Source organism: Streptomyces sp. NPDC052040, from assembly GCF_044548405.1.
Classification (GTDB): Bacteria; Actinomycetota; Actinomycetes; order Streptomycetales; family Streptomycetaceae; genus Streptomyces.
On sequence record NZ_JBIUBV010000004.1, the window covers coordinates 131025 to 152567 of the forward strand.

Annotated in this window: 20 protein-coding genes; 2 read left to right on the forward strand and 18 right to left on the reverse strand. The window is 71.1% G+C overall.

Annotated features, from left to right (window positions below):
• Positions 1–4: 4 nt before the first annotated feature.
• The 6 genes from ACIHAA_RS11310 to ACIHAA_RS11335 all read right to left on the reverse strand — a co-directional run bounded on the left by ACIHAA_RS11310 (position 5) and on the right by ACIHAA_RS11335 (position 6199).
• Positions 5–472 (reverse strand): DUF948 domain-containing protein, encoded by a 468-nt coding sequence (locus ACIHAA_RS11310; RefSeq protein WP_399815656.1) that lies wholly within the window; start codon positions 470–472, stop codon positions 5–7.
• 291 nt (positions 473–763) lie between these two features.
• The gene (rpsD, locus tag ACIHAA_RS11315) at positions 764–1378 is read right to left on the reverse strand and encodes a 30S ribosomal protein S4 (RefSeq protein ID WP_399815658.1); all 615 of its coding nucleotides are present in this window, start codon (positions 1376–1378) and stop codon (positions 764–766) included.
• Positions 1379–1795: 417 nt separating this feature from the next.
• The gene (locus ACIHAA_RS11320; protein ID WP_399815660.1) at positions 1796–3148 is read right to left on the reverse strand and encodes a replication-associated recombination protein A; all 1353 of its coding nucleotides are present in this window, start codon (positions 3146–3148) and stop codon (positions 1796–1798) included.
• 80 nt (positions 3149–3228) lie between these two features.
• On the reverse strand, positions 3229–3885 hold the full coding sequence (locus ACIHAA_RS11325) for a vitamin K epoxide reductase family protein (protein WP_399815662.1): 657 nt from the start codon (positions 3883–3885) through the stop codon (positions 3229–3231).
• 324 nt (positions 3886–4209) lie between these two features.
• Complete coding sequence (gene hisS / locus ACIHAA_RS11330; RefSeq protein ID WP_399815664.1) at positions 4210–5472, reverse strand: histidine--tRNA ligase; 1263 nt, start codon at positions 5470–5472, stop codon at positions 4210–4212.
• 13 nt (positions 5473–5485) lie between these two features.
• Entirely contained in the window at positions 5486–6199 is a 714-nt protein-coding gene (locus ACIHAA_RS11335; RefSeq protein WP_399815666.1) for an MBL fold metallo-hydrolase, read from the reverse strand.
• A gap of 168 nt (positions 6200–6367) precedes the next feature.
• Between ACIHAA_RS11335 and ACIHAA_RS11340 the strand changes: the two genes are divergently transcribed.
• Both ACIHAA_RS11340 and ACIHAA_RS11345 read left to right on the forward strand, forming a co-directional pair.
• A complete protein-coding gene (locus tag ACIHAA_RS11340) occupies positions 6368–7213 on the forward strand; it encodes a peptidylprolyl isomerase (RefSeq protein WP_399815667.1) in 846 nt (281 codons plus the stop codon).
• A 135-nt stretch (positions 7214–7348) separates the two neighbouring features.
• Positions 7349–8578 carry a DUF349 domain-containing protein gene (locus ACIHAA_RS11345; RefSeq protein ID WP_399815669.1) on the forward strand — a complete coding sequence of 410 codons (1230 nt, stop codon included), beginning with the start codon at positions 7349–7351 and terminating at the stop codon, positions 8576–8578.
• Between the two features lie 75 nt (positions 8579–8653).
• Here the strand turns inward: ACIHAA_RS11345 and ACIHAA_RS11350 are convergent, their stop codons facing one another.
• From ACIHAA_RS11350 to ACIHAA_RS11405, 12 genes are all read right to left on the reverse strand, one after another.
• Positions 8654–11185, reverse strand: a complete 2532-nt coding sequence (locus tag ACIHAA_RS11350) for a RelA/SpoT family protein (protein WP_399815671.1) — start codon at positions 11183–11185, stop codon at positions 8654–8656.
• Positions 11186–11436: 251 nt separating this feature from the next.
• Positions 11437–11985 (reverse strand): adenine phosphoribosyltransferase, encoded by a 549-nt coding sequence (locus ACIHAA_RS11355; protein WP_399815672.1) that lies wholly within the window; start codon positions 11983–11985, stop codon positions 11437–11439.
• Complete coding sequence (secF, locus tag ACIHAA_RS11360; protein ID WP_399815674.1) at positions 11982–13082, reverse strand: protein translocase subunit SecF; 1101 nt, start codon at positions 13080–13082, stop codon at positions 11982–11984. The genes ACIHAA_RS11355 and secF overlap by 4 nt, the downstream gene beginning before the upstream one ends.
• A 3-nt stretch (positions 13083–13085) precedes the next feature.
• Positions 13086–14882, reverse strand: a complete 1797-nt coding sequence (secD, locus tag ACIHAA_RS11365) for a protein translocase subunit SecD (RefSeq protein WP_399815676.1) — start codon at positions 14880–14882, stop codon at positions 13086–13088.
• 141 nt (positions 14883–15023) lie between these two features.
• Positions 15024–15548 (reverse strand): preprotein translocase subunit YajC, encoded by a 525-nt coding sequence (gene yajC, locus ACIHAA_RS11370; RefSeq protein WP_399815678.1) that lies wholly within the window; start codon positions 15546–15548, stop codon positions 15024–15026.
• 163 nt (positions 15549–15711) lie between these two features.
• Positions 15712–16800: a Holliday junction branch migration DNA helicase RuvB gene (gene ruvB / locus ACIHAA_RS11375; RefSeq protein ID WP_399815680.1), complete on the reverse strand. Its 1089-nt coding sequence runs from the start codon at positions 16798–16800 to the stop codon at positions 15712–15714.
• Positions 16801–16838: 38 nt separating this feature from the next.
• Positions 16839–17444: a Holliday junction branch migration protein RuvA gene (gene ruvA / locus ACIHAA_RS11380; protein ID WP_399815682.1), complete on the reverse strand. Its 606-nt coding sequence runs from the start codon at positions 17442–17444 to the stop codon at positions 16839–16841.
• Positions 17441–17971, reverse strand: a complete 531-nt coding sequence (ruvC, locus tag ACIHAA_RS11385) for a crossover junction endodeoxyribonuclease RuvC (RefSeq protein WP_399815684.1) — start codon at positions 17969–17971, stop codon at positions 17441–17443. The genes ruvA and ruvC overlap by 4 nt, the downstream gene beginning before the upstream one ends.
• Before the next feature lie 125 nt (positions 17972–18096).
• On the reverse strand, positions 18097–18849 hold the full coding sequence (locus ACIHAA_RS11390) for a YebC/PmpR family DNA-binding transcriptional regulator (RefSeq protein WP_399815685.1): 753 nt from the start codon (positions 18847–18849) through the stop codon (positions 18097–18099).
• 48 nt (positions 18850–18897) lie between these two features.
• Positions 18898–19506 (reverse strand): pyridoxal 5'-phosphate synthase glutaminase subunit PdxT, encoded by a 609-nt coding sequence (gene pdxT / locus ACIHAA_RS11395; protein WP_399815687.1) that lies wholly within the window; start codon positions 19504–19506, stop codon positions 18898–18900.
• A gap of 48 nt (positions 19507–19554) precedes the next feature.
• Complete coding sequence (pdxS, locus tag ACIHAA_RS11400; RefSeq protein WP_399815689.1) at positions 19555–20466, reverse strand: pyridoxal 5'-phosphate synthase lyase subunit PdxS; 912 nt, start codon at positions 20464–20466, stop codon at positions 19555–19557.
• A 126-nt stretch (positions 20467–20592) separates the two neighbouring features.
• Positions 20593–21138: a hypothetical protein gene (locus ACIHAA_RS11405; protein WP_399815690.1), complete on the reverse strand. Its 546-nt coding sequence runs from the start codon at positions 21136–21138 to the stop codon at positions 20593–20595.
• Positions 21139–21543 lie beyond the last annotated feature (405 nt).

The following is a 21543-nucleotide window of genomic DNA, read 5'->3' on the forward strand; positions in this document are numbered from 1 at the left end:
TCGGTCAGAGCCCCTCTTCCCGGTTGAATCCCCGGTTGTTCCGCTTCCCCCGGCGGGGAGACGGGACGGTGCGGCCCACGATCACGGTACGCCGGGGGGCCTTGGCAGGCACGTTCTCACCGCGGCCGGACAGGGCCCGGCGGACGCCGTACCCGAAGGCCGCGACCTTCACCAGGGGGCCGCCGAAGGTGGAGGCGACGGTCGTGGACAGCGCCGACGCGTTCGACGTGACCTCCTGGACGTCCGTCGCGATCGCGTCGACCCGGTCGATCTGGGTCTGCGCGGAGCGCACCGCCACGGAGGCGTCGGACAACAGCGGGACGGCCTGGTCGGTCACGTCCGCCACCAGCTTGGTGGTCGCCTTGAGCGTCTGGGCCAGCCTCGCCAGCGCTACGGCGAGGAAGGAGACCAGGATCGCCCAGAAGACGGCCACCAGAATCCCGGCCACCTCTCCACCGGACACCGTGCGCACCCGCTCCCTGGAACGTGTCTGAACATCGAAAAGTCGTCTTCCGAGCCTATCGCGCCGGAGCCCTCGCTCCGTACCGGATTAGGGGCCCTGCGCACCGGAGTTGTGCGCGGGGCGCACACTTCGGGCACTCGGGGCCTCACCCAGCGTGCACGGGCGGATGCGCGGGGCGTCAACTCCCCCGGGCCTCCGGGGTGTCGGGGCCGGACGCGCGTCGGCCCGCCGTCCCGGCCGCCCGTGAGGGCGGGGGACGACGGGCCGATGTGCTGGGGTGCTACGTCCGCCGGATGAGGATCAACGGGCGTAGTACTCGACGACGAGCTGCTCGTCGCAGATCACCGGGATCTCCTTGCGGTTCGGCTCGCGGTCCAGGCGGAACGCCAGGGCCTTGAGGTTCACCTGGAGGTAGCGCGGGGTCTCGCCGTCGGCGGCGAAGCCACCCTCGCGGGCGACCTGGAAGAGCGACTTCTCGCGGCTGCGCTCGCGGACCATCACGACGTCGTCGGGACGGACGCGGAACGACGGCTTGTCGACCTTCTGGCCGTTGACCTCGATGTGGCCGTGGACGACCATCTGGCGGGCCTGGTAGATCGTGCGGGCGATGCCCGAACGCAGGACCAGCGCGTCGAGGCGGCGCTCGAGCTCGACGATCAGGGCCTCACCGGTCTTGCCCTGGACCTTGGAGGCGCGGTCGTAGGCGCGGACGAGCTGGCGCTCGGAGATGTCGTACTGGGCGCGCAGACGCTGCTTCTCCAGCAGACGGACCTTGTAGTCCGAGTTCTGCTTGCGGCCGCGGCCGTGCTCGCCCGGCGGGTAGGGGCGGGCCTCGAAGTACTTGACGGCCTTCGGGGTCAGCGCGATGCCGAGGGCACGCGACTTCTTGACCTTGGGGCGGGACTGGTTCGCCATGAACCGAACACCTCGTGTTTTCTGTATGGAATCGGCTTCACCAGGGTTAGGGGAGGTCGCATCCGCAGCCGGGGAAACCCCGCGGGTCCGTGGTGGACCTGCCGGGCAGCCGCTCCCCTGGTCTGGGCACATACGTGCAGCACGCGAGTGGCCCACCGGCCTGTCTCCGGGAGTGACCCGGGAGGTGGTGGGCTGCCCGCGACACCGTTCGACGGTGCGCGACGCTCCTGGAATCCCCGTACCGCAAGGGCCGTGGGGTTCCGGCTGGATGTCCCGCTCTGGTGGTGCCGGCCTCCCCTTTCGGAGGTGCCGGGCACGGGACGCAGCGCTTTCGGGGATTCTACAGGGTGCGCGGGCCCCTCTCGACCCCCGCCCCTCTCGGCCCCCTTCCCGGGCGGCCGCCCGGACCGGTGCGGGTCAGGACCTCCGGCCGAGGTGCTTGCGGGTCCACTCCACCGCGTCCGCGTACCGCGCCTCGGCACCGTGCCGGGTCGGGGTGTAGTACTCGCGGCCCTTGAGCGCGTCCGGGGCGTACTGCTGGGCGGCGATGCCCTCCGGCAGGTCGTGCGGATACACATACCCCTGGGCGTGGCCCAGCTTGGCCGCGCCCTTGTAGTGCCCGTCGCGCAGATGCGCGGGCACGGACCCGGCGAGACCGCCCCGGACGTCCTCCATGGCCGCGCCGATCGCGGTGGTCGCCGAGTTGGACTTGGGGGCCAGGGCGAGGGCGATGGTGGCGTGGCTGAGGGTGAGGGAAGCCTCCGGGAAGCCGATCATGGCGACGGCCTGGGCGGCGGCCACGGCGATGGGCAGCGCGTTCGGATCGGCCAGGCCGATGTCCTCGCTGGCGGAGATCATGAGGCGGCGGGCGATGAAGCGGGGGTCCTCCCCCGCCTCGATCATCCGGGCCAGATAGTGCAGGGCCGCGTCCACGTCGGAACCGCGGATCGATTTGATGAGGGCGCTCGCCACGTCGTAGTGCTGGTCCCCGTCGCGGTCGTACTTCACCGCGGCGCGGTCGACGGTCTCCTCAAGGGTGGTGAGGCCGATCTCCGCCTCGTCCTTGTCGAGGGCGGCCCCGGCGGCGGCCTCCAGCGCTGTCAGGGCGCGGCGGGCGTCGCCGCCCGCGATCCGCAGCAGATGGGACTCGGTGTCCTCGGGCAGGGTCACGGCGCCCGCGAGGCCCCGCTCGTCGGTGAGGGCGCGGCGCAGCAGGCCGCGCACGTCGTCGTCCGTGAGCGGTTCGAGGGTGAGCAGCAGGGAGCGGGACAGCAGCGGGGAGATCACCGAGAAGTACGGGTTCTCCGTGGTGGCCGCGATCAGCGTGACCCAGCGGTTCTCCACGGCGGGCAGCAGGGAGTCCTGCTGGGCCTTGCTGAAGCGGTGGATCTCGTCCAGGAAGAGGACGGTCTCCTTGCCGAAGCCGCCGCTGGCCCGGCGGGCGCCGTCGATGACCGCGCGGACCTCCTTGACGCCCGCGGTGATCGCCGACAGCTCCACGAAGCGCTTGTTGGTGGCCTTGGAGACCACATAGGCGAGGGTGGTCTTGCCGGTGCCGGGCGGGCCCCAGAGGATCACCGAGGAGGGTCCGGCGGGTCCGCCGCCGCTCTCGCCGACCAGTCTGCGCAGCGGGGATCCGGGCTTGAGCAGATGCTGCTGGCCCACCACCTCGTCCAGGGTGCGCGGGCGCATCCGGACCGCGAGCGGGCTTGCGGCCGGGTCCTTCTCCTGGCGTTCTTCGGCGGCGGCGGTGAACAGATCGGGCTCCACGCTGAAACCCTATGTCACGCCGCCGACAATGCCCCCGGGCCCCTTGTCCGCGGGCCTGAGGGCATCCGGCCGGTGCCCGGTCAGGTCCAGAGCGCGCTGCCCCAGCGGGTCAGGATCAGCATGGCGATGATGCCGAGGTGGGTGGCGGGGAGCACCCAGGTGAACTCGCGGAGGAAGTTCTTCACGGGGCGCGGCGCGGGCAGGAAGTCGTTGCGGATGTTGAAGGAGGTCAGGTACCAGAACATGATGATCGTGGCGGCCCAGGCCAGCGAGCACCACAGGCACAGCGCGTTGATCCGGTACAGCGACTGGTACTGGAGCCAGGTGCAGAAGGCGACGCCGAAGAGGGTGCCGCCGTTGAAGGTCAGCCAGTACCAGCGGGGGAAGCGGACCCGGGTGAGCAGGCTCACTCCGACGCAGATGACGATGCCGTAGCAGACCAGGCCGAGCATCGGGTTGGGGAAGCCGAAGACCGCGGCCTGCTTGCTCTCCATGACGTTTCCGCAGGAGACGACCGGGTTGATGCTGCAACTGGGGGTGAACGTCTTGCCGCTCACCTTGCCCTCAAGGATCTTGAACTTGTCGAGCGTGATGACCCAGGCGGCGAGCAGACCGGCCGCGCCGGTGATCACGAGCAGCAGGGCGAACGCGCGACTGCCGCCCACCGTACGGGGCTCGGCGGCGGGTGCCGACTCGGTGGGCCCGGTGGAGACGTCCTTGACTGTCGTCTTGCTCATCACGCCGATTCCGATGCTTGAGGGAATGGACCTGCGGACAGGGGCCATTGTGCCGCACCTGCACCCCTGGCCACCGTTGGCTGTGCATAAGGAAGTACGCGCAGGGGCCCCGGAGCGTTCGGTTCAGGCCGTCCCGGGCGGTGTCCGGGCACCGGAATCACACGGGGGCGGGAACCGCCGGGAGCGGAATTGACGAGGAGGGGCGGCGCCGGACCGCGAGGGACGACCGGGGGCGGGCCGATCCGCGGGCTGACGACCGGGGGCGGGCCGGTGCGCGAGGGACGACCGGGGGCGGGCCGGTGCGGCCCGCCCCCTGCGAGCGTCTCAGCCGAGCCGGGACTCCAGCTCCGCCACGATCTCGTTCACACCGATCGCCGTCTGCTCGCCGGACTCCATGTCCTTGAGCTGGACGACGCCCTCGGCGAGGTCGCGCTCACCGGCGACGATCGTGTAGCGGGCGCCGCTGCGGTTGGCGTTCTTCATCGCGCCCTTCAGCCCCTTGCCGCCGTACGCGAAGTCCGCGGCGACACCGAGCTTGCGCAGCTCCGTGACCTTGCCGAAGAGGATCCGGCGGGCCTCCTCGCCCAGCGGCACCGCGAACACGCTGGTGGACGCGGGGAGTTGGAGCTCGATCCCCTCGGCCTCCAGGGCGAGCACGGTGCGGTCGACACCCAGCGCCCAGCCCACGGACGGCAGCGCCGGGCCGCCGATCATCTCCGAGAGGCCGTCGTAGCGACCGCCGCCGCCCACCGCGGACTGGGAGCCCAGACCGTCGTGGACGAACTCGAAGGTGGTCCGCGTGTAGTAGTCCAGACCGCGCACCAGCTTGGGGTCGTCCTCGTAGGAGACGCCCGCCGCGGTGATCAGCTCGCGCACCTCCTCGTGGTACGCCTTGCAGCCGTCGCACAGGTAGTCGCGCAGCAGCGGGGCACCCTCCAGCTGCTGCTGCACCGACTCGCGCTTGTCGTCCAGCACGCGCAGCGGGTTGATGTCGATCCGGCGGCGGGTGTCCTCGTCCAGGTCCAGGCCGCGCAGGAAGTCCTGGAGCGCGGCGCGGTAGACCGGGCGGCACTCCTTGTCGCCCAGGCTGTTGAGCAGGATGCGGAACTGGCGCAGGCCGAGCGAGCGGTAGGCCTGGTCGGCCAGGATGATCAGCTCGGCGTCCAGGGCGGGGTCCTCGGCACCGATCGCCTCGGCGCCCACCTGCGAGAAGTGGCGGTAGCGGCCCTTCTGCGGGCGTTCGTAGCGGTAGTACGAGCCCGAGTACCAGAGCTTGACCGGGAGGTTGCCCGCCTTGTGCAGGCTGGCCTCCAGCGCGGCGCGCAGCACGGAGGCCGTGCCCTCGGGGCGCAGGGCGAGACGGTCGCCGCCCTTGGTCTCGAAGGCGTACATCTCCTTGGTCACGATGTCGGTGGACTCGCCGACACCGCGGGCGAACAGCTCCACGCTCTCGAAGCCGGGTGTCTCGATGTAGCCGTAGCCGGAGTTGCGCAGCGGGGACGCGATCGCCTCGCGCACCGCGAGGTACTTTGCGGAGTCCGGCGGGATCAGGTCGTAGGTGCCCTTGGGGGCCTTGAAGGTGCTCACGAAAGCTCTCTCGTCACATTCCTCGTCGGGGCGCGGGGTGCGGGTCCGCTCCCGGGCCGGCGGCCACCTGCCGCAGATACGGGTTGGTGGCGCGCTCGCGGCCGATGGTCGTCTGGGGGCCGTGGCCGGACAGCACCACGGTCGAGTCGTCGAGCGGCAGGCACACACGGGCCAGCGAGTCGAGCATCTCGGCCATGTCGCCGCCGGGCAGGTCGGTGCGTCCGATGGAGCCGGCGAACAGCAGGTCGCCCGAGAAGAAGACGGGCGGGATGTCCGCCGCCTCGGGCAGGCCGAAGGTCACCGACCCCTTGGTATGGCCGGGCGCGTGCGCGACGGACAGCTCCAGGCCCGCCAGCTCCAGCCGCGTGCCGTCGGTCAGCTCCTTGACGTCGTCCGGCTCGCCCACGGTCAGCTCGCCCATCAGCGGCATGCCGATGGACCTGCCGAGCGCCTTCTCCGGGTCGCTCATCATGTACCGGTCCTCGGGGTGGATCCAGGCGGGTACGTCGTGCGCGCCGCAGACCGGGACGACCGAGGCCACATGGTCGATGTGGCCGTGGGTCAGGACGACCGCGACGGGCTTGAGCCGATGCTTCCGGACTGCCTCCTCGACTCCGGGGGCGGCCTGGTGGCCCGGGTCGATGATCACGCACTCCTCACCCGCGGCGGGGGCGACCAGGTAGCAGTTGGTCCCCCAGGCCCCTGCGGGGAACCCGGCAATCAGCACGATCGTCCTTAGGTGTGTCGTACGGAGAGTGACTGTTTCGCGGTCAGAGCCTACCGGCGCTGCCGTTTCCTCAGCGAACCCATATACGGTACGGGGCACACGCGGGCGCAGGACACACCAGACGCACGCGTACCGGTCGGCGTACGAGACGCATGAGGAGACAACCCCGTGGTCAGCCAGGAACAGCGGCGGCGACAGCTCGCCCGGGAGAAGTTCTTGCGCCAGCAGCAGCGGCGCACCGAGGCACGGCGCAAGTCGCGCACGCGCAATTCGGTGATCGGGGCCGTGCTCGGAGTGGTGCTGGTGGGCGGTGTCCTGTCCTACACGGCCGGGGTCTTCAAGGGCGACGACAAGAAGAACGCCGCCTCCGAGGTCACGCCCAGCGCAACGCCGTCCGGGAAGGCCCAGGACCCGTGCGCGAAGCCGGCGGCCGGCTCGGTGAAGAAGCTGAGCTGGAAGAAGGAGCCGGCGATGGCCATCGACACCTCGGCGGCGTACTCGATGAAGTTGTCGACGACGTGCGGTGACATCGGCATCGCGCTGAAGACGGCGGCGGCCCCGCACACCGTGAACTCCTTCAACTTCCTCGCGGAGCAGGGCTTCTTCGACCACACCAAGTGCCACCGGCTCACCGACCAGGGCATCTATGTGCTCCAGTGCGGCGACCCGAAGGGCACCGGCACCGGCGGGCCCGGCTACACCATCCCGGACGAGAACCTCAAGGACAAGAGCCTCAAGGGCAACGTGTACCCAGCGGGCACCGTGGCGATGGCCAACCAGTACAACGCGCAGACCCAGCAGGGCCGCAACAGCGGCGGCAGCCAGTTCTTCCTGGTGTACCAGGACAGCCAGTTGCCGCCGAGCTACACACCGTTCGGGACCGTGGACGCGGCGGGCATGAAGGTTCTGAAGAAGATCGCGGCCGCGGGCGCCCAGCCCGCGGACCCCACGACGGGGAACACCGCACCGAACGCAACTGTCGTGATCAACAAGGCGACGGTGACGAAATCCTGACCGTCAACTGCGGAATTTCGGTCGCGCGGGATGCGGACAGCCGCCCCGCCGGTCGCCTATGTTGGCGGTGACGAAACTGTGGACGATGCCCGGGGGCGCCAAGACCCCTCGCAGGCATCATGTGGAGGAGGCGCTGTGAGCAGCGACCCGTGGGGCCGCGTCGACGAGACGGGGACCGTGTACGTGCGTACGGCCGACGGAGAGCAGGTCGTCGGATCCTGGGCGGCAGGCTCCCCCGAGGAGGCGCTGGCCTACTTCGAGCGCAAGTACGAGGGCCTGGTGGTCGAGATCGGCCTCCTCGAGAAGCGTGTGCAGACCACCGATCTGTCGGCGAAGGACGCCCAGACCGCGATCGGTCATCTGCGCGAGCAGGTGGACGCGCACCACGCGGTCGGCGACCTGGGCGCGCTGCGGACCCGGCTGGACAAGCTCGTGGAGAGCGTCGAGACGCGCCGTGAGGAGCGCAAGGCGCAGCGGGCGAAGCAGTCCGACGAGGCGCGCCACAAGAAGGAGGCGCTGGTCGTCGAGGCCGAGGAGCTGGCGCAGTCCGACCAGTGGCGGGCGGCCGGTGAGCGGCTGCGGGCGCTGGTGGACACCTGGAAGGGGCTGCCGCGGCTCGACCGGAAGTCGGACGACGAGCTGTGGCACCGCTTCTCGCACGCCCGCTCGGCGTTCTCCAAGCGGCGCAAGGCGCACTTCGCGCAGCTCGACTCGCAGCGCGAGGACGCCCGCAAGACCAAGGAGCGGCTGGTCGCCGAGGCCGAGGCGCTGTCGGGTTCGACGGAGTGGGGTCCGACGGCGGCGCGCTACCGCGAGCTGATGGGCGAGTGGAAGGCGGCGGGCCGCGCCCAGCGCGAGCACGAGGACGATCTGTGGAACCGCTTCCGCGGCGCCCAGGACGTGTTCTTCGCCGCGCGCGGCTCGGTGTTCGCGGAACGCGACGCGGAGCAGGCCGAGAACCTCAAGCTCAAGGAGGAGTTGGCCGAGGAGGCCGAGAAGCTGCTGCCGATCGGCGACCTGAAGACGGCGCGGGCGTCCTTCCGCTCGATCAATGAGCGCTGGGAGGCCATCGGGCACGTCCCGCGGGACGCCCGTCCCAAGGTAGAGGGCCGGATGCACTCGGTCGAGCGGGCGATCCAGGAGGCCGAGGAGGCCGAGTGGCGCCGCACCAACCCGGAGGCGCGGGCCCGTGCCGAGGGGCTGACCGGCCAGCTCCAGGCCGCCGTGGACAAGCTCAGCGGCCAGATCGAGCAGGCCCGGTCCGCCGGTAACGCGGCCAAGGCCGAGAAGCTGGAGCGGGAGCTTGCGGGCCGCCAGGCGCTGCTGGACCAGGCCCTGAAGGGCCTCCAGGAGTTCGGCGGCTGATCCTCCGCGTGCAGAGGGGGCCCGTACGGTGCGTACGGGCCCCCTTCGCGTGCGCCGGTGGCGCGGTTCGGCCGGTCAGTCGGACGGCCTGCGGGCCGAGGTCACACGGTAGACGTCGTAGACGCCCTCCACGCCCCGTACGGCCTTCAGCACATGGCCCAGGTGTTTCGGGTCGCCCATCTCGAAGGTGAAGCGGGAGGTGGCGACCCGGTCGCGGGAGGTCTGCACCGCGGCCGAGAGGATGTTGACGTGCTGGTCGGAGAGGACCCGGGTGACGTCGGAGAGCAGCCGTGAGCGGTCCAGCGCCTCGACCTGGATCGCGACCAGGAAGACGGACGACTGCGTGGGGGCCCATTCGACGTCGAGGATGCGTTCGGGCTCGCGCGACAGGGACTCGACGTTCACACAGTCGGTGCGGTGGACCGAGACACCGCTACCGCGGGTGACGAAGCCGATGATCGGGTCGCCGGGGACCGGGGTGCAGCAGCGGGCCAGCTTCACCCAGACGTCGTCGACGCCCTTGACCACCACTCCGGGGTCCTGGCTGCGGCGGCGCTTGCGGCCGCGGCCGCGGGTCGGCGGGACGGCCTCGTCGATCTCCTCGGTGGCGGCCTCCTCGCCGCCGAGCGCCTGCACCAGCTTCTGTACGACGTTCTGCGCCGCGACATGGCCCTCGCCGATGGCCGCGTACAGCGAGGAGATGTCGGGGTAGCGCATCTCGTGGGCGAGGGTCACGAGCGAGTCGCCGGTCAGGATGCGCTGGATCGGCAGGTTCTGCTTGCGCATGGCGCGGGCGATGGAGTCCTTGCCCTGCTCGATCGCCTCGTCGCGCCGCTCCTTGGAGAACCACGCCCGGATCTTGTTGCGGGCGCGCGGCGACTTCACGAAGCCGAGCCAGTCGCGGGACGGTGCGGCGCCCGGTGCCTTGGAGGTGAAGACCTCCACCAGGTCGCCGTTGTCCAGGGTGGATTCCAGGGGCACCAGACGGCCGTTGACGCGGGCGCCTATCGTGCGGTGCCCGACCTCGGTGTGGACCGCGTAGGCGAAGTCGACCGGGGTGGCCCCGGCCGGCAGCGCTATGACATCGCCCTTCGGGGTGAAGACGAAGACCTCGTTGCGCGAGAGGTCGAAGCGCAGGGACTCCAGGAACTCGCCGGGGTCCTCGGTCTCCTTCTGCCAGTCGAGCAACTGGCGCAGCCACGCCATGTCGTTGACGGCGTCGTGGTCCTTGGCGTTCTTGGTGCCCGAACGGGGCGCGTCCGTACGGACCTTGGAGGCGCCCGCGACGGCCTCCTGCTTGTACTTCCAGTGCGCGGCGATGCCGTACTCGGCGCGGCGGTGCATGTCGAAGGTGCGGATCTGGAGTTCGACCGGCTTGCCGTTGGGGCCGATCACCGTCGTGTGCAGCGACTGGTACATGTTGAACTTGGGCATCGCGATGTAGTCCTTGAACCGCCCCGGAACCGGGTTCCAGCGGGCGTGGACGGTGCCCAGTGCCGCATAGCAGTCGCGGACGGTGTCGACGAGGACGCGGATGCCGACCAGGTCGTAGATCTCCGCGAAGTCACGGCCGCGGACGATCATTTTCTGGTAGACGCTGTAGTAGTGCTTGGGGCGGCCGGTGACCGTCGCCTTGATGCGGGCGGAGCGCAGGTCGCCCTGGACCTCGTCGGTCACTATCGCCAGATACTCGTCGCGCTTGGGTGCGCGCTCGGCGACCAGCCGGACGATCTCGTCGTACATCTTGGGGTAGAGGATCGCGAAGGCGAGGTCCTCCAACTCCCACTTGATGGTGTTCATGCCCAGGCGGTGGGCGAGCGGCGCGTAGATCTCCAGGGTCTCGCGCGCCTTCTTCTCCTGCTTCTCGCGCTTGAGGTAGCGCATGGTGCGCATGTTGTGCAGGCGGTCGGCCAGCTTGATGACCAGGACACGGGGGTCCTTGGCCATGGCCACGACCATCTTGCGTACGGTCTCGGCCTGCGCGGCCTCGCCGAACTTGACCTTGTCCAGCTTGGTGACGCCGTCCACGAGGAGGGCGACGGTGTCGCCGAAGTCGCGGCGCAGCTGGTCGAGGCCGTACTCGGTGTCCTCGACGGTGTCGTGCAGCAGCCCCGCCATCAGGGTGGCCGGGTCCATGCCCAGCTCGGCGAGGATGGTGGTCACCGCGAGGGGGTGGGTGATGTAGGGGTCGCCGCTCTTGCGCTTCTGGCCGCGGTGCCAGCGCTCGGCGACCTGGTAGGCGCGCTCGACCTGGCGGAGCGTTGCGTTCTCGATCTTCGGGTCGTTGCTGCGCACTATCCGCAGCAGCGGCTCCAGGACCGGGTTGTAGGGGTTGGCGCGCTGCACACCGAGGCGGGCGAGGCGGGCGCGGACCCGGTTGGAGGAGCCGGAGCGGGCGGACGGGGCCGGGGCGGGACGGACCGCGGGGGTGCGCTCGGCGGGGGCCGGTGCGGGGCGGGGCCGCTCGGCGGCCGGTTCGGCGGGCGCGGACTGGGCGTGCTCGACCGGCTCGTGCGGGGCGTCCTTGGCGCTGCGCGCGGGCTGGGCCGCGGCCTCCGACGGCGCGTCGGGCTTGGCGGCGGTCAGGTGCTGGGCCTCGTCTGGCAAGAGGGCTCCTCGTGCGCGATCCGGGTCCCCCGGTCAGGCTCCGGAAACCCCATGGTAGCGATCCCGGGCTCCGGGCTCGCCCTCAGGCCGCTGGAAGGGCCTGCTACCGAAGGGAACGCCGGAGGCGGGCGCCGGATTCCTCCGGGCCCGCCTCTCGGTGTACGGCGGCCTGCCACGGCCTTGCGCGGGGGTTGACCGCGCGGGTCCTTCCGCTGTCCCCGCCGGCCCGTCTCCGGGCCTTCGGGGGCCTGTCAGACCTGGAGGAGCGCCTCCAGCGGTGCCCCGCCGAGAGCCGGTTCCAGCCGGGCGCGGCCACCCAGGAAGCCCAGCTCCATGAGCACCGAGACCCCGGCGACCTCGGCGCCCGCCCGGCAGATGAGCCGGAGGGAGGCCTCGGCGGTGCCGCCGGTGGCCAGGACGTCGTCGACGACCATCACGCGGTCGGCTGCACCGAGGTCCTCGGCGTGCACCTCGATCTCGGCGGAGCCGTACTCCAGGTCGTAGGCCTGGCGGAGAGTCGCTCCGGGGAGCTTGCCCGCCTTGCGGACGGGCACGAAGCCGACGCCCGCGCGGACGGCGGCCGGGGCGCCGAGGATGAATCCGCGGGCCTCCAGGCCGACGATCTTCGTCGCGCCGTGCCGTACGGCGAGGTCGGCCAGGGCGTCGGTGAGGGCGCCGAAGGCTCCCGGGTCCGCCAGGAGCGGGGTGATGTCCTTGAACATCACGCCCGGCTCCGGGTGGTCGGGCACATCGCGGATACGGCTGAGCAGCAGGGTCTGTATGCCGGTGGTGTCGGTCATCGGCGCTTTCCCGAGGGTCGGCCGCGGCCGCGGCCGCGGGACGAGGGCTGGTGACGCTGGCCGACGACGGCCGGGGTGGCGTCCTCCGGCTCCTCGGTGGCCGGGCGGCCGCCGGCCTCCTCCTCGGCGGCGGCCTGGGCGCGCTTGGCCAGGACCCGCTTGCGGAGGGCCTTCATCTGCGGCTCGAGCTCCTTGAGGTCGGCGACGAGCGGCGTGGCGATGAAGATCGACGAGTACGCACCGGCCGCGAGGCCGACGAACAGCGACAGCGAGATGTCGTTCAGCGTGCCCGCGCCGAGGAAGCCGCCGCCGATGAACAGCAGACCGGCCACCGGCAGCAGGGCCACCACCGTGGTGTTGATGGAGCGGACCAGGGTGCTGTTGATGGAGCGGTTGGCGACGTCGCTGTAGGTCCAGCGGGTCTGCTTGGTGAGGTCCTTCGTCTGCTCCTTGAGGCTGTCGAAGACGACGACCGTGTCGTAGAGCGAGTAACCGAGGATCGTCAGCAGACCGATCACCGTGCCGGGCGTGACCTCGAAGCCGACGAGGGCGTAGATACCGGTGGTGATGGTGATGTCGTGGATCAGGGCGACCAGGGCCGCCACCGCCATCCGCCACTCGAAGGCGATGGCCAGGTAGATCACCACGAGGACCATGAAGATCGCCAGGCCCTGCCAGGCCTTGCTGGCGATCTGCTCACCCCAGCTGGGGCCGACCAGGTCGGCGTTGATCTGCTCGGCGTTGACCTTCAGATCCTTGGCCAGCGTGGTCTTGATCTGGTCGGACTTGCCGGTGTCGACCCCCGCGACCTGGATGCGCAGGCCGCCGGTGCCGAGCTTCTGCACCACGGCCTCGTGGCCGGAGGCGTCGTGCGCGTAGGTCTCCGCCTGGTCCACCGAGACACTCGTCTTCGGCGTGGTGAAGATCGCTCCGCCCTGGAACTCGATGCCCATGTTCAGGCCGCGCACCGACAGGCCCACGATCGCCGTGATGGTGATCAGGATCGAGATGCCGTACCAGATCTTGCGGTTGGCGACGAAGTCGTAGCCGACCTCGCCTCGGTGGAGCCGGGCGCCGAGGTTGCCGAGCTTCGACATCTCTCACGCCTCCTTCGGGTCGACGGGGGCGGAGGGGCGACGGGTGCGGCGCAGGGGCGGCTTGGCGCCGAGGCGCTTGGGGTCGAGGCCGGACCAGCTGTGTCCGTTCGCGAAGAACGGGCGGCGGGCGAGGATCGTCATCAGCGGCTTGGTGAAGAGGAAGACCACCACCACGTCCAGGACCGTGGTCAGACCCAGCGTGAACGCGAAGCCCTGGACCTTGCCGACGGTGACGATGAACAGCACCGCGGCGGCCAGGAAGGACACGAAGTCGGAGACCAGGATGGTGCGCCGGGCGCGCGGCCAGGCACGTTCGACGGCGGGGCGCAGCGAGCGGCCCTCGCGGATCTCGTCCCGGATCCGTTCGAAGAACACGATGAAGGAGTCCGCGGTGATACCGATCGCGACGATGGCACCGCAGACCGCGGGCAGGTTCAGCGCGAAGTGGATCGTCGGGCCGAGCAGCGACATGATCACGTAGGTGAGGGTCGCGGACACCAGCAGCGACGCGACGGCCACCATGGACAGGCCGCGGTAGTAGACCACCAGGTAGATCACGACCAGGGCCAGGCCGATGGCACCGGCGATCAGACCCGCCTGGAGCTGCTCGCCGCCGAGCGCCGCGGTCACGGTGGTGACGCTCGACTCCTTGAAGGTCAGCGGGAGCGCGCCGTAGGAGAGCATGTTGGACAGGCTCTGGGCGTCGGCCTGGGTGAAGCTGCCGGAGATCTCCGCGTTGCCGCCGGTGATCGCCGTCTTGACGTACGGGTGGGAGACGACCTCGTCGTCCAGGACGATCGCGAACTCGTTCTGCGGGGTGTTGTTCTTGGACAGCTGGCCGGTGACGTCGGCGAACTTCTTGGAGCCGCTGGAGTTGAAGGTCATCTGGACCTGCCAGCCGGCGGCACCCTGGGTGTCGAAGACGGCCTGGGCCTTGCTGACCTCGGTGCCGTCGACGGCGACCGGGCCGAGGATGAACTTGCTCCAGACGTTGTCGTCCTTGCCGCAGGCGACGGTGGAGTCACCGGGCTTGGCGCCCTTGCCCGCGGTGGCGCGCTGGGCGGGCTTGCTGCAGTCGAGGGCGGCGTACTGGGCCTGGAGCTTGGCCGCGTCGCCGGAGCCGCCGCTGGGGGCGGGCGAGGGGCTGGTGGAGGCCTTGGCCGCGGACGCGGAGGGCTTGGCGGAACCGCTGGCCGACGGCGAGGCGGAACCGGCCTTCAGCGCGTCGGTGACGGGGCGGCCCTGGGTGGTGGCGGAGGCCGTGGGGTGGGCGGTGGAGCCCGCCTTGGCGCTGCTCGACGCGCTCGGCTTGGTCCCGGCCGGGGCGCTGGGCTTGGCGCTGCCGCCCGCGCTCGGGCTGGCGCCCGGGCTGGACGGGGCGGTGGGGGTGCCGGAGGCCTCGCGCTGGAGGACCGGACGGAAGTAGAGCTTCGCGGTGGTGCCGACCTGCTGGCGGGCTTCCTCGGAGTTCATGCCCCGGGGGATGTTGACGATGATGTTGCGATCGCCCTGGGTCTGGACCTCCGCCTCGGACACACCGAGGCCATTGACACGGCGGTTCATGATCTCGACCGCGGTGTCCATGTTGGTCTTGTTGATCGCGTTGGGCTGACCGGGTTCGTTGACCGCCGTCAGCGTGATGCTGGTGCCGCCGGCGAGGTCGATGCCGAGACGCGGAGTGGGGTGTCCGGAGGCGAACATTCCCCCGGTGAGCGCCGCGATGGCGATCAGGATGAGGGCCAGCGAGCGCCCCGGCCTGCTCTGGGCGCTCGCGCTCCGGCCCTTCTTCGGTGCTGCCACCTTCTCGTACTCCCTCTCGGGCCGGCCGGCGCCGGTCGGGCGCGCGGTCGGCCATGACATGGTGTCGGGACTCCGTGCGGGAACGACACGTCCCGGGAGGCGTCCGCCGCGACCGCAGCGCGCCGTGCTCCCGGGGCGCGGCTACTTCGCGTCGGACTCGCCGTCGGTCTTCTTCGGCTCTGCTTCGTCGGCCTTCACGCCGGGGATCCCGGTCTCGTCGGCCTTCGCGCCGGGGGTCACGGTCTCGTCGGCCGCCTCGTCCGTGTCCTTCTTGCCGAGGTCGACGGCCTTGTCGGCGGAGGTGTCGGCGGCGGGCTCGTCCGTCCCGGTGAGGGAGGAGGCGTCGTCCGGCACGAGGGCGCCGTCGGCCTTGAGGTCGTGCTCGATGCCGTGCACGATGCGGTTGTACTCGTCGTCGGTCAGTACGGCGCCGATCGAGTTCTTCGCGAAGAGCAGGTCCACCCCCGGGGCGGCGTCGAGGAGGACCGTGTCCTCGTTGACCTCCTTGACCGTCGCGTACATGCCCCCGATCGTGCGGACGCCGGAGCCGGGCTGCATCTCGTTCCGCATGGACGCGGCCTGCTGCTGCTTCTTCTTGGCCGAGCGCGTCATCAGGAACATGGCCGCGATGAGCACAATGAACGGGAGAAGGGTCAAGGTATTCACGGGACGGAATTTTCCTTCGCACGACCGCTCTACGGCGGCCTGGTGGATGGGGGTGGTCGGCACCGCCCGCAAGGGCGGCATCGGCGGAGTCTAAGCGAGTCCGCACGCATGGAACAACGCCCAGCATGGCACCCGGGTTCCTGCCCGTGCGAGTCCCGCGCCGTCACGCCCCGAACAGGTCCTGTTGTCCGTTTCCCCCGGTCACTCCCCCCGTCGCACCGCCGGGAGCCCCGGTCGGTGCGGCCAGGCCCAGATGGGCCCAGGCGGCCGGTGTGGCCACCCGCCCGCGCGGGGTCCGGGCGAGCAGTCCTTCCCTGACCAGGAAGGGTTCGGCCACCTCTTCCACGGTCTCACGTTCCTCCCCCACCGCGACCGCCAGCGTGGACAGGCCCACGGGGCCGCCGCCGAACAGCTTGAGCAGGGCCTGGAGGACGGCCCGGTCGAGGCGGTCCAGCCCCCGGGCGTCCACCTCGTAGATGCCGAGTGCCGTGGCGGCGACCTCACGGGTGATCGCGCCGTCCGCCTTGACCTGCGCATAGTCCCTGACGCGGCGCAGCAGCCGGTTGGCGATTCGGGGGGTGCCGCGGGAGCGTCCGGCGATCTCCGCCGCTCCGGCCGGGTCGATCGCCACGTCGAGCAGGGTGGCCGAGCGGTGGATGACCCGCTCCAGCTCGGCGGGCTCGTAGAACTCCATGTGGGCGGTGAAGCCGAAGCGGTCGCGCAGCGGGGGCGGCAGCAGTCCGGCCCGGGTGGTGGCCCCGACCAGGGTGAAGGGCGGCAGCTCCAGGGGGATGGCGGTGGCGCCGGGGCCCTTGCCGACGATGACGTCGACCCGGAAGTCCTCCATCGCCATGTAGAGCATCTCCTCGGCGGGCCGGGACATGCGGTGGATCTCGTCGAGGAAAAGGACCTCGCCCTCCTGGAGGGAGGAGAGGATCGCGGCGAGGTCGCCCGCGTGCTGGATGGCGGGGCCGCTGGTGATGCGGATGGGGGCGCCCATCTCGGCCGCGATGATCATCGAGAGGGTGGTCTTGCCGAGGCCCGGGGCGCCGGACAGCAGCACATGGTCGGCGGTGGCTCCGCGGGCACGGGCCGCGCGGAGCACGAGGTCGAGCTGCTCGCGGACCTTTTCCTGGCCGATGAACTCGTCCAGGTCCTTGGGGCGCAGGGCGGCCTCGACGGCCTGGTCCTCGCGGTCGGCGACCGGGCCCACCAGCCGCTCGGCGGCGTCGGTCGTGTCGTCCCAGTTCATGGAGTGTGCCTCGGTGTTCCTATGGGGGCGCGGACGGGTCAGCGGGCGCGGTTGAGGGTCTGGAGGGCCGCCTTCAGGAGCACGCCGACCTGGGGGGCGCCCGGACCGGCCTCGGCCTGCGGGGCGACCGCGGTCACGGCCTCCTCCGCCTCCCGGGTCGCGTATCCGAGGCCGATCAGGGCGGCGTGCAGCTGGTCGCGCCAGCCGGTGGTGACCGGCGCGCCAACCGCGGGGGCGCCGGTGGGGGCGCCCAGGCGGTCCTTCAGCTCCAGCAGCAGCTTCTGGGCGCCCTTCTTGCCGATGCCGGGCACGGCGGTGAGGGCCTTCTCGTCGCCGGTGGCCACGGCGCGGCGCAGGGCGTCCGGGGTGTGGACGGCCAGCATCGCCTGGGCCAGGCGGGGGCCGACACCGCTCGCGGTCTGGAGCAGTTCGAAGACCTGGCGCTCGTCGTCTTCCGCGAAGCCGTACAGCGTCAGCGAGTCCTCCCGGACGACCAGGGAGGTGGCGAGCCTGGCCTGCTGTCCGGTACGGAGCCCGGAGAGCGTGTTGGGGGTGCACTGGACGGCGAGGCCGATGCCGCCCACCTCGACCACGGCCGAGTCCGGGGCAAGGGCGGCGACCGGGCCGCTGACGAAGGCGATCATGCGGGGCGGCCTTTCGAGGTGTGCAGGGCGACGGCCTGCTGAAGTCGGTTCTGGGCGGGGGCGCGCCAGATGTGGCAGATGGCGAGCGCGAGGGCGTCCGCGGCGTCGGCGGGTTTGGGCGGCGCGGCCAGCCGGAGCAGCCGGGTGACCATGGCGCCGACCTGGGCCTTGTCGGCGCGGCCGGTGCCGGTGACGGCGGCCTTGACCTCGCTGGGAGTGTGCAGGGCGACGGGGATGCCGCGGCGGGCGGCGCAGAGCATGGCGACGGCGCTGGCCTGGGCGGTGCCCATGACGGTCCGCACATTGTGCTGGCTGAAGACCCGCTCCACGGCGACGAATTCAGGCCGGTGCTCGTCGAGCCAGAGCTCGATGCCCTGCTCCACGGCGACCAGGCGGTCCCCCAGTTCGGCGTCCGCGGGTGTACGGACGACACCGACGCCGAGCATCGTCAGCGGCCGTCCTGGCACGCCCTCGACGACGCCCACGCCGCACCGGGTCAGTCCCGGGTCCACCCCCAGCACGCGCACCCCCGCGCCTCCCTTCGCTCGCCTGTTTGTGCAGGCTATCGGGTGCCACCGACAACGGGCCGCAAAGCGACGGGCCGACGGGGGGTGTCCCGTCGGCCCGTAGGTTCGCGTCGGCGCCGGAGGCGCTAGGCGTCGACCTTCTCCATGACCTCGTCGCTGACGTCGAAGTTGGCGAAGACGTTCTGCACGTCGTCGCTGTCCTCCAGCGCGTCGATCAGCTTGAAGATCTTCCTCGCGCCCTCTTCGTCGAGCTGGACCTGCATGGTCGGCACGAAGTTGGCCTCGGCGGAGTCGTAGTCGATCCCGGCTTCCTGGAGGGCCTTGCGGACCGCGACCAGGTCGGTGGCCTCGCTGATGACCTCGAAGGACTCGCCGAGGTCGTTGACCTCTTCGGCGCCCGCCTCGAGTACGGCGCCCAGGACGTCGTCCTCGGTCAGGCCGTTCTGGGGGACGATCACCACGCCCTTGCGGTTGAACAGGTACGAGACGGAGCCCGGGTCTGCCATGGAACCGCCGTTGCGGGTCATGGCGACACGGACGTCCGAGGCCGCGCGGTTGCGGTTGTCGGTGAGGCACTCGATGAGCACCGCGACACCGTTGGGGCCGTAGCCCTCGTACATGATCGTCTCGTAGTCGGCGCCACCGGCCTCCAGGCCCGCTCCGCGCTTGAGTGCCGAGTCGATGTTCTTGTTCGGAACCGACTGCTTCTTGGCCTTCTGGACGGCGTCGTAGAGAGTCGGGTTTCCGTCCAGGTCCGCGCCTCCCGTCCGCGCCGCGACCTCGATGTTCTTGATCAGCTTCGCGAAGAGCTTGCCGCGCTTGGCATCGATGACGGCCTTCTTGTGCTTCGTCGTGGCCCATTTAGAGTGGCCGGACATCTGCCTGTCTCCTTCGCGTAACCCATCTCTGTACGAACGCCAGAGATCCTACAAGGACTCCGGCGCCCGGTTGGCGCGCACCATGTCGACGAAGAGCGCGTGCACGCGGTGGTCTCCGGTCAGCTCCGGGTGGAACGACGTGGCGAGCGCGTTGCCCTGGCGGACGGCGACGATGTGGCCGCCGTGCTCGGCGAGCACCTCGGCCCGGGCGCCCACGGACTCGACCCAGGGGGCCCGGATGAAGACGCCCTCTACAGGATCGCCCTCGATGCCGCGGACGTCGACCGCCGCCTCGAACGACTCGTTCTGCCGCCCGAAGGCGTTGCGGCGAACGATCATGTCGATGCCGCCGATGGTCTCCTGGCCGGAGCGGGGGTCGAGGATCTTGTCGGCGAGCATGATCATGCCCGCGCAGGTGCCGTAGACGGGCAGGCCCTCGCGCACACGGGCGCGCAGCGGGTCCATCACCCCGAAGAGGACGGCCAGTTTGGAGATGGTGGTGGACTCGCCGCCGGGGAGGACGAGGCCGTCGACCTCGGCGAGTTCTTCGGGGCGCCGCACCGGCCTGGCCACGGCGTCCGCCGCGGCCAGGGCGATGAGGTGCTCCCGTACGTCGCCCTGGAGGGCCAGGACGCCTATGACGGGTGCGTCGCTCATGTACGTGATGTCCTCAGTGGGTCGTGCGGTGTCCTGGGGGCCGGGGCCTTACCAGCCGCGGTTGGCGTAGCGCTCGCTCTCGGGGAGGACGTCGCAGTTGATGCCCACCATGGCCTCGCCCAGGTTGCGGGACGCGTCGGCGATGATCTTGGGGTCGTCGTAGAAGGTGGTGGCCTTCACGATGGCGGCGGCGCGCTTGGCGGGGTCGCCGGACTTGAAGATGCCGGAGCCGACGAAGACGCCCTCGGCACCGAGCTGGCGCATCAGCGCGGCGTCGGCGGGGGTGGCCACACCGCCGGCGGAGAACAGCACGACCGGGAGCTTGCCCAGCTCGGCGACCTCCTTGACCAGCTCGTAGGGGGCGCGCAGTTCCTTGGCGGCGGCGTACAGCTCGTGGTTGTCGAGGCTGCGCAGACGGCCGATGTCACCCTTGATCTGGCGCAGGTGGCGGACGGCCTCGACGACGTTGCCGGTGCCGGCCTCACCCTTGGAGCGGATCATCGCGGCGCCCTCGGCGATACGGCGCAGGGCCTCGCCCAGGTTGGTGGCGCCGCAGACGAAGGGGGTGGTGAAGGACCACTTGTCGGAGTGGTTGACCTCGTCGGCCGGGGTGAGCACCTCGGACTCGTCGATGTAGTCGACGCCGAGGGACTGGAGCACCTGCGCCTCGACGAAGTGGCCGATGCGGGACTTGGCCATGACCGGGATGGACACGGCGTCGATGATGCCCTCGATCATGTCCGGGTCGGACATGCGCGCGACGCCGCCGTCCTTGCGGATGTCGGCCGGGACCCGCTCCAGGGCCATGACGGCGACGGCGCCCGCGTCCTCGGCGATCTTCGCCTGGTCCGGCGTCACGACATCCATGATCACGCCGCCCTTGAGCTGCTCGGCCATGCCGCGCTTGACGCGGGCCGTGCCGGTCTCGGGGGTCTGGGGGGTGGAGAGCGTGCTGGACACGGTGCGACCTCACTCGGGAAAAGGGCTGATTTCTGCTGGAGCGAGCAAACGCCGGGTGAACGGGGTACGGCAAGGGCCAATGGGGAGGCGGTGGATCATTTTGGGCGGGGCACGGCCCGCGTTCCGTCAGACCGCGGACCGGTCCGTGAGGGCCGCCGGGGGCTCGTCGTCCATCTCGAAGGCCATCGGGAACGGGGCGTGACCGGCCAGCCGGAACCAGCGCACCTTGCGGTGGCGGCGCAGCGCCCGGGCGGCACGTACGGCGTCGTTGTGGAACCGCCGGGCCATCGGCACCCGGCGCACGGCCTCGGTCAGCTCGCGCGCGGCCTCCTCCCCGCCGGGCGCCTCCCGCACCGCCTCCAGCTGCTGGGCCTCGCCGAAGACGGCCCGCAGCGCCTGGCTCAGTTCGCTCTCGGCAACCTCCCGCTGCTCCTCCTCCGCCTGCCGGGCGGCGTGGGCGGCCTCGTACAGCACGATCGACGCGGCCGGGTCGAGCACCCCCGAGGTCGCCAGCTCCTGGGCGACGGAGGCGCGGCGCAGCAGCTGGGCGTCGAGGGCGGCGCGGGTCGCGTCGATCCGGGAGTGCAGCCGGTCGAGGCGGCCCGCGGTCCAGCTCAGATAGAGGCCGATCGCGGCAAGGGCGACAAGGATCCAGACGAGGGTTGCGGTCACGGGCGGCAAGGCTACCGGGCCTTTCGGGCGCGGGGGTTGGGCGCCCGGTCAGGGGTGGGCCGGGCTCGCCGCCCGGTCAGGGGTGGGCCGGGCTCGCCGCCCGGTCAGGGGTGGGCCGGGCTCGCCGCCCGGTCAGGAGTGGCCGGGGCCCGCCACCCAGTCACGGACCAGCCGGGCGGGCCAGCCCGGCCAGGAGTGGTCCCGGCCCGCCACCCGGGCGGGGCCGCTGCCCGGTCGGGGTGGCCCAAGGCTGCCACCCGGTCAGGGGTGGCCTCGGCCCGCAGCAGGTCAGGGATGGGCCGAGCCCGCCGCCCCGCCAGGAGTGGCCCGGGCCCGTCGCCCGGTCAGGTGGTGGGCCGAGCCCGCGACCCGGTCGGGGATAGGCCGGGCCCGCCCGGGGCGGGC

Excerpts from the sequence above, each read along its gene's own strand:
- rpsD (WP_399815658.1), bottom strand. The coding sequence starts at position 1,378 with ATGGCGAACCAGTCCCGCCCCAAGGTCAAGAAGTCGCGTGCCCTCGGC.
- ACIHAA_RS11325 (WP_399815662.1), bottom strand. The coding sequence starts at position 3,885 with ATGAGCAAGACGACAGTCAAGGACGTCTCCACCGGGCCCACCGAGTCG.
- ACIHAA_RS11355 (WP_399815672.1), bottom strand. The coding sequence starts at position 11,985 with ATGACCGACACCACCGGCATACAGACCCTGCTGCTCAGCCGTATCCGC.
- secF (WP_399815674.1), bottom strand. The coding sequence starts at position 13,082 with ATGTCGAAGCTCGGCAACCTCGGCGCCCGGCTCCACCGAGGCGAGGTC.
- ruvB (WP_399815680.1), bottom strand. The coding sequence starts at position 16,800 with ATGAACTGGGACGACACGACCGACGCCGCCGAGCGGCTGGTGGGCCCG.
- ruvA (WP_399815682.1), bottom strand. The coding sequence starts at position 17,444 with ATGATCGCCTTCGTCAGCGGCCCGGTCGCCGCCCTTGCCCCGGACTCG.
- ACIHAA_RS11390 (WP_399815685.1), bottom strand. The coding sequence starts at position 18,849 with ATGTCCGGCCACTCTAAATGGGCCACGACGAAGCACAAGAAGGCCGTC.
- pdxT (WP_399815687.1), bottom strand. The coding sequence starts at position 19,506 with ATGAGCGACGCACCCGTCATAGGCGTCCTGGCCCTCCAGGGCGACGTA.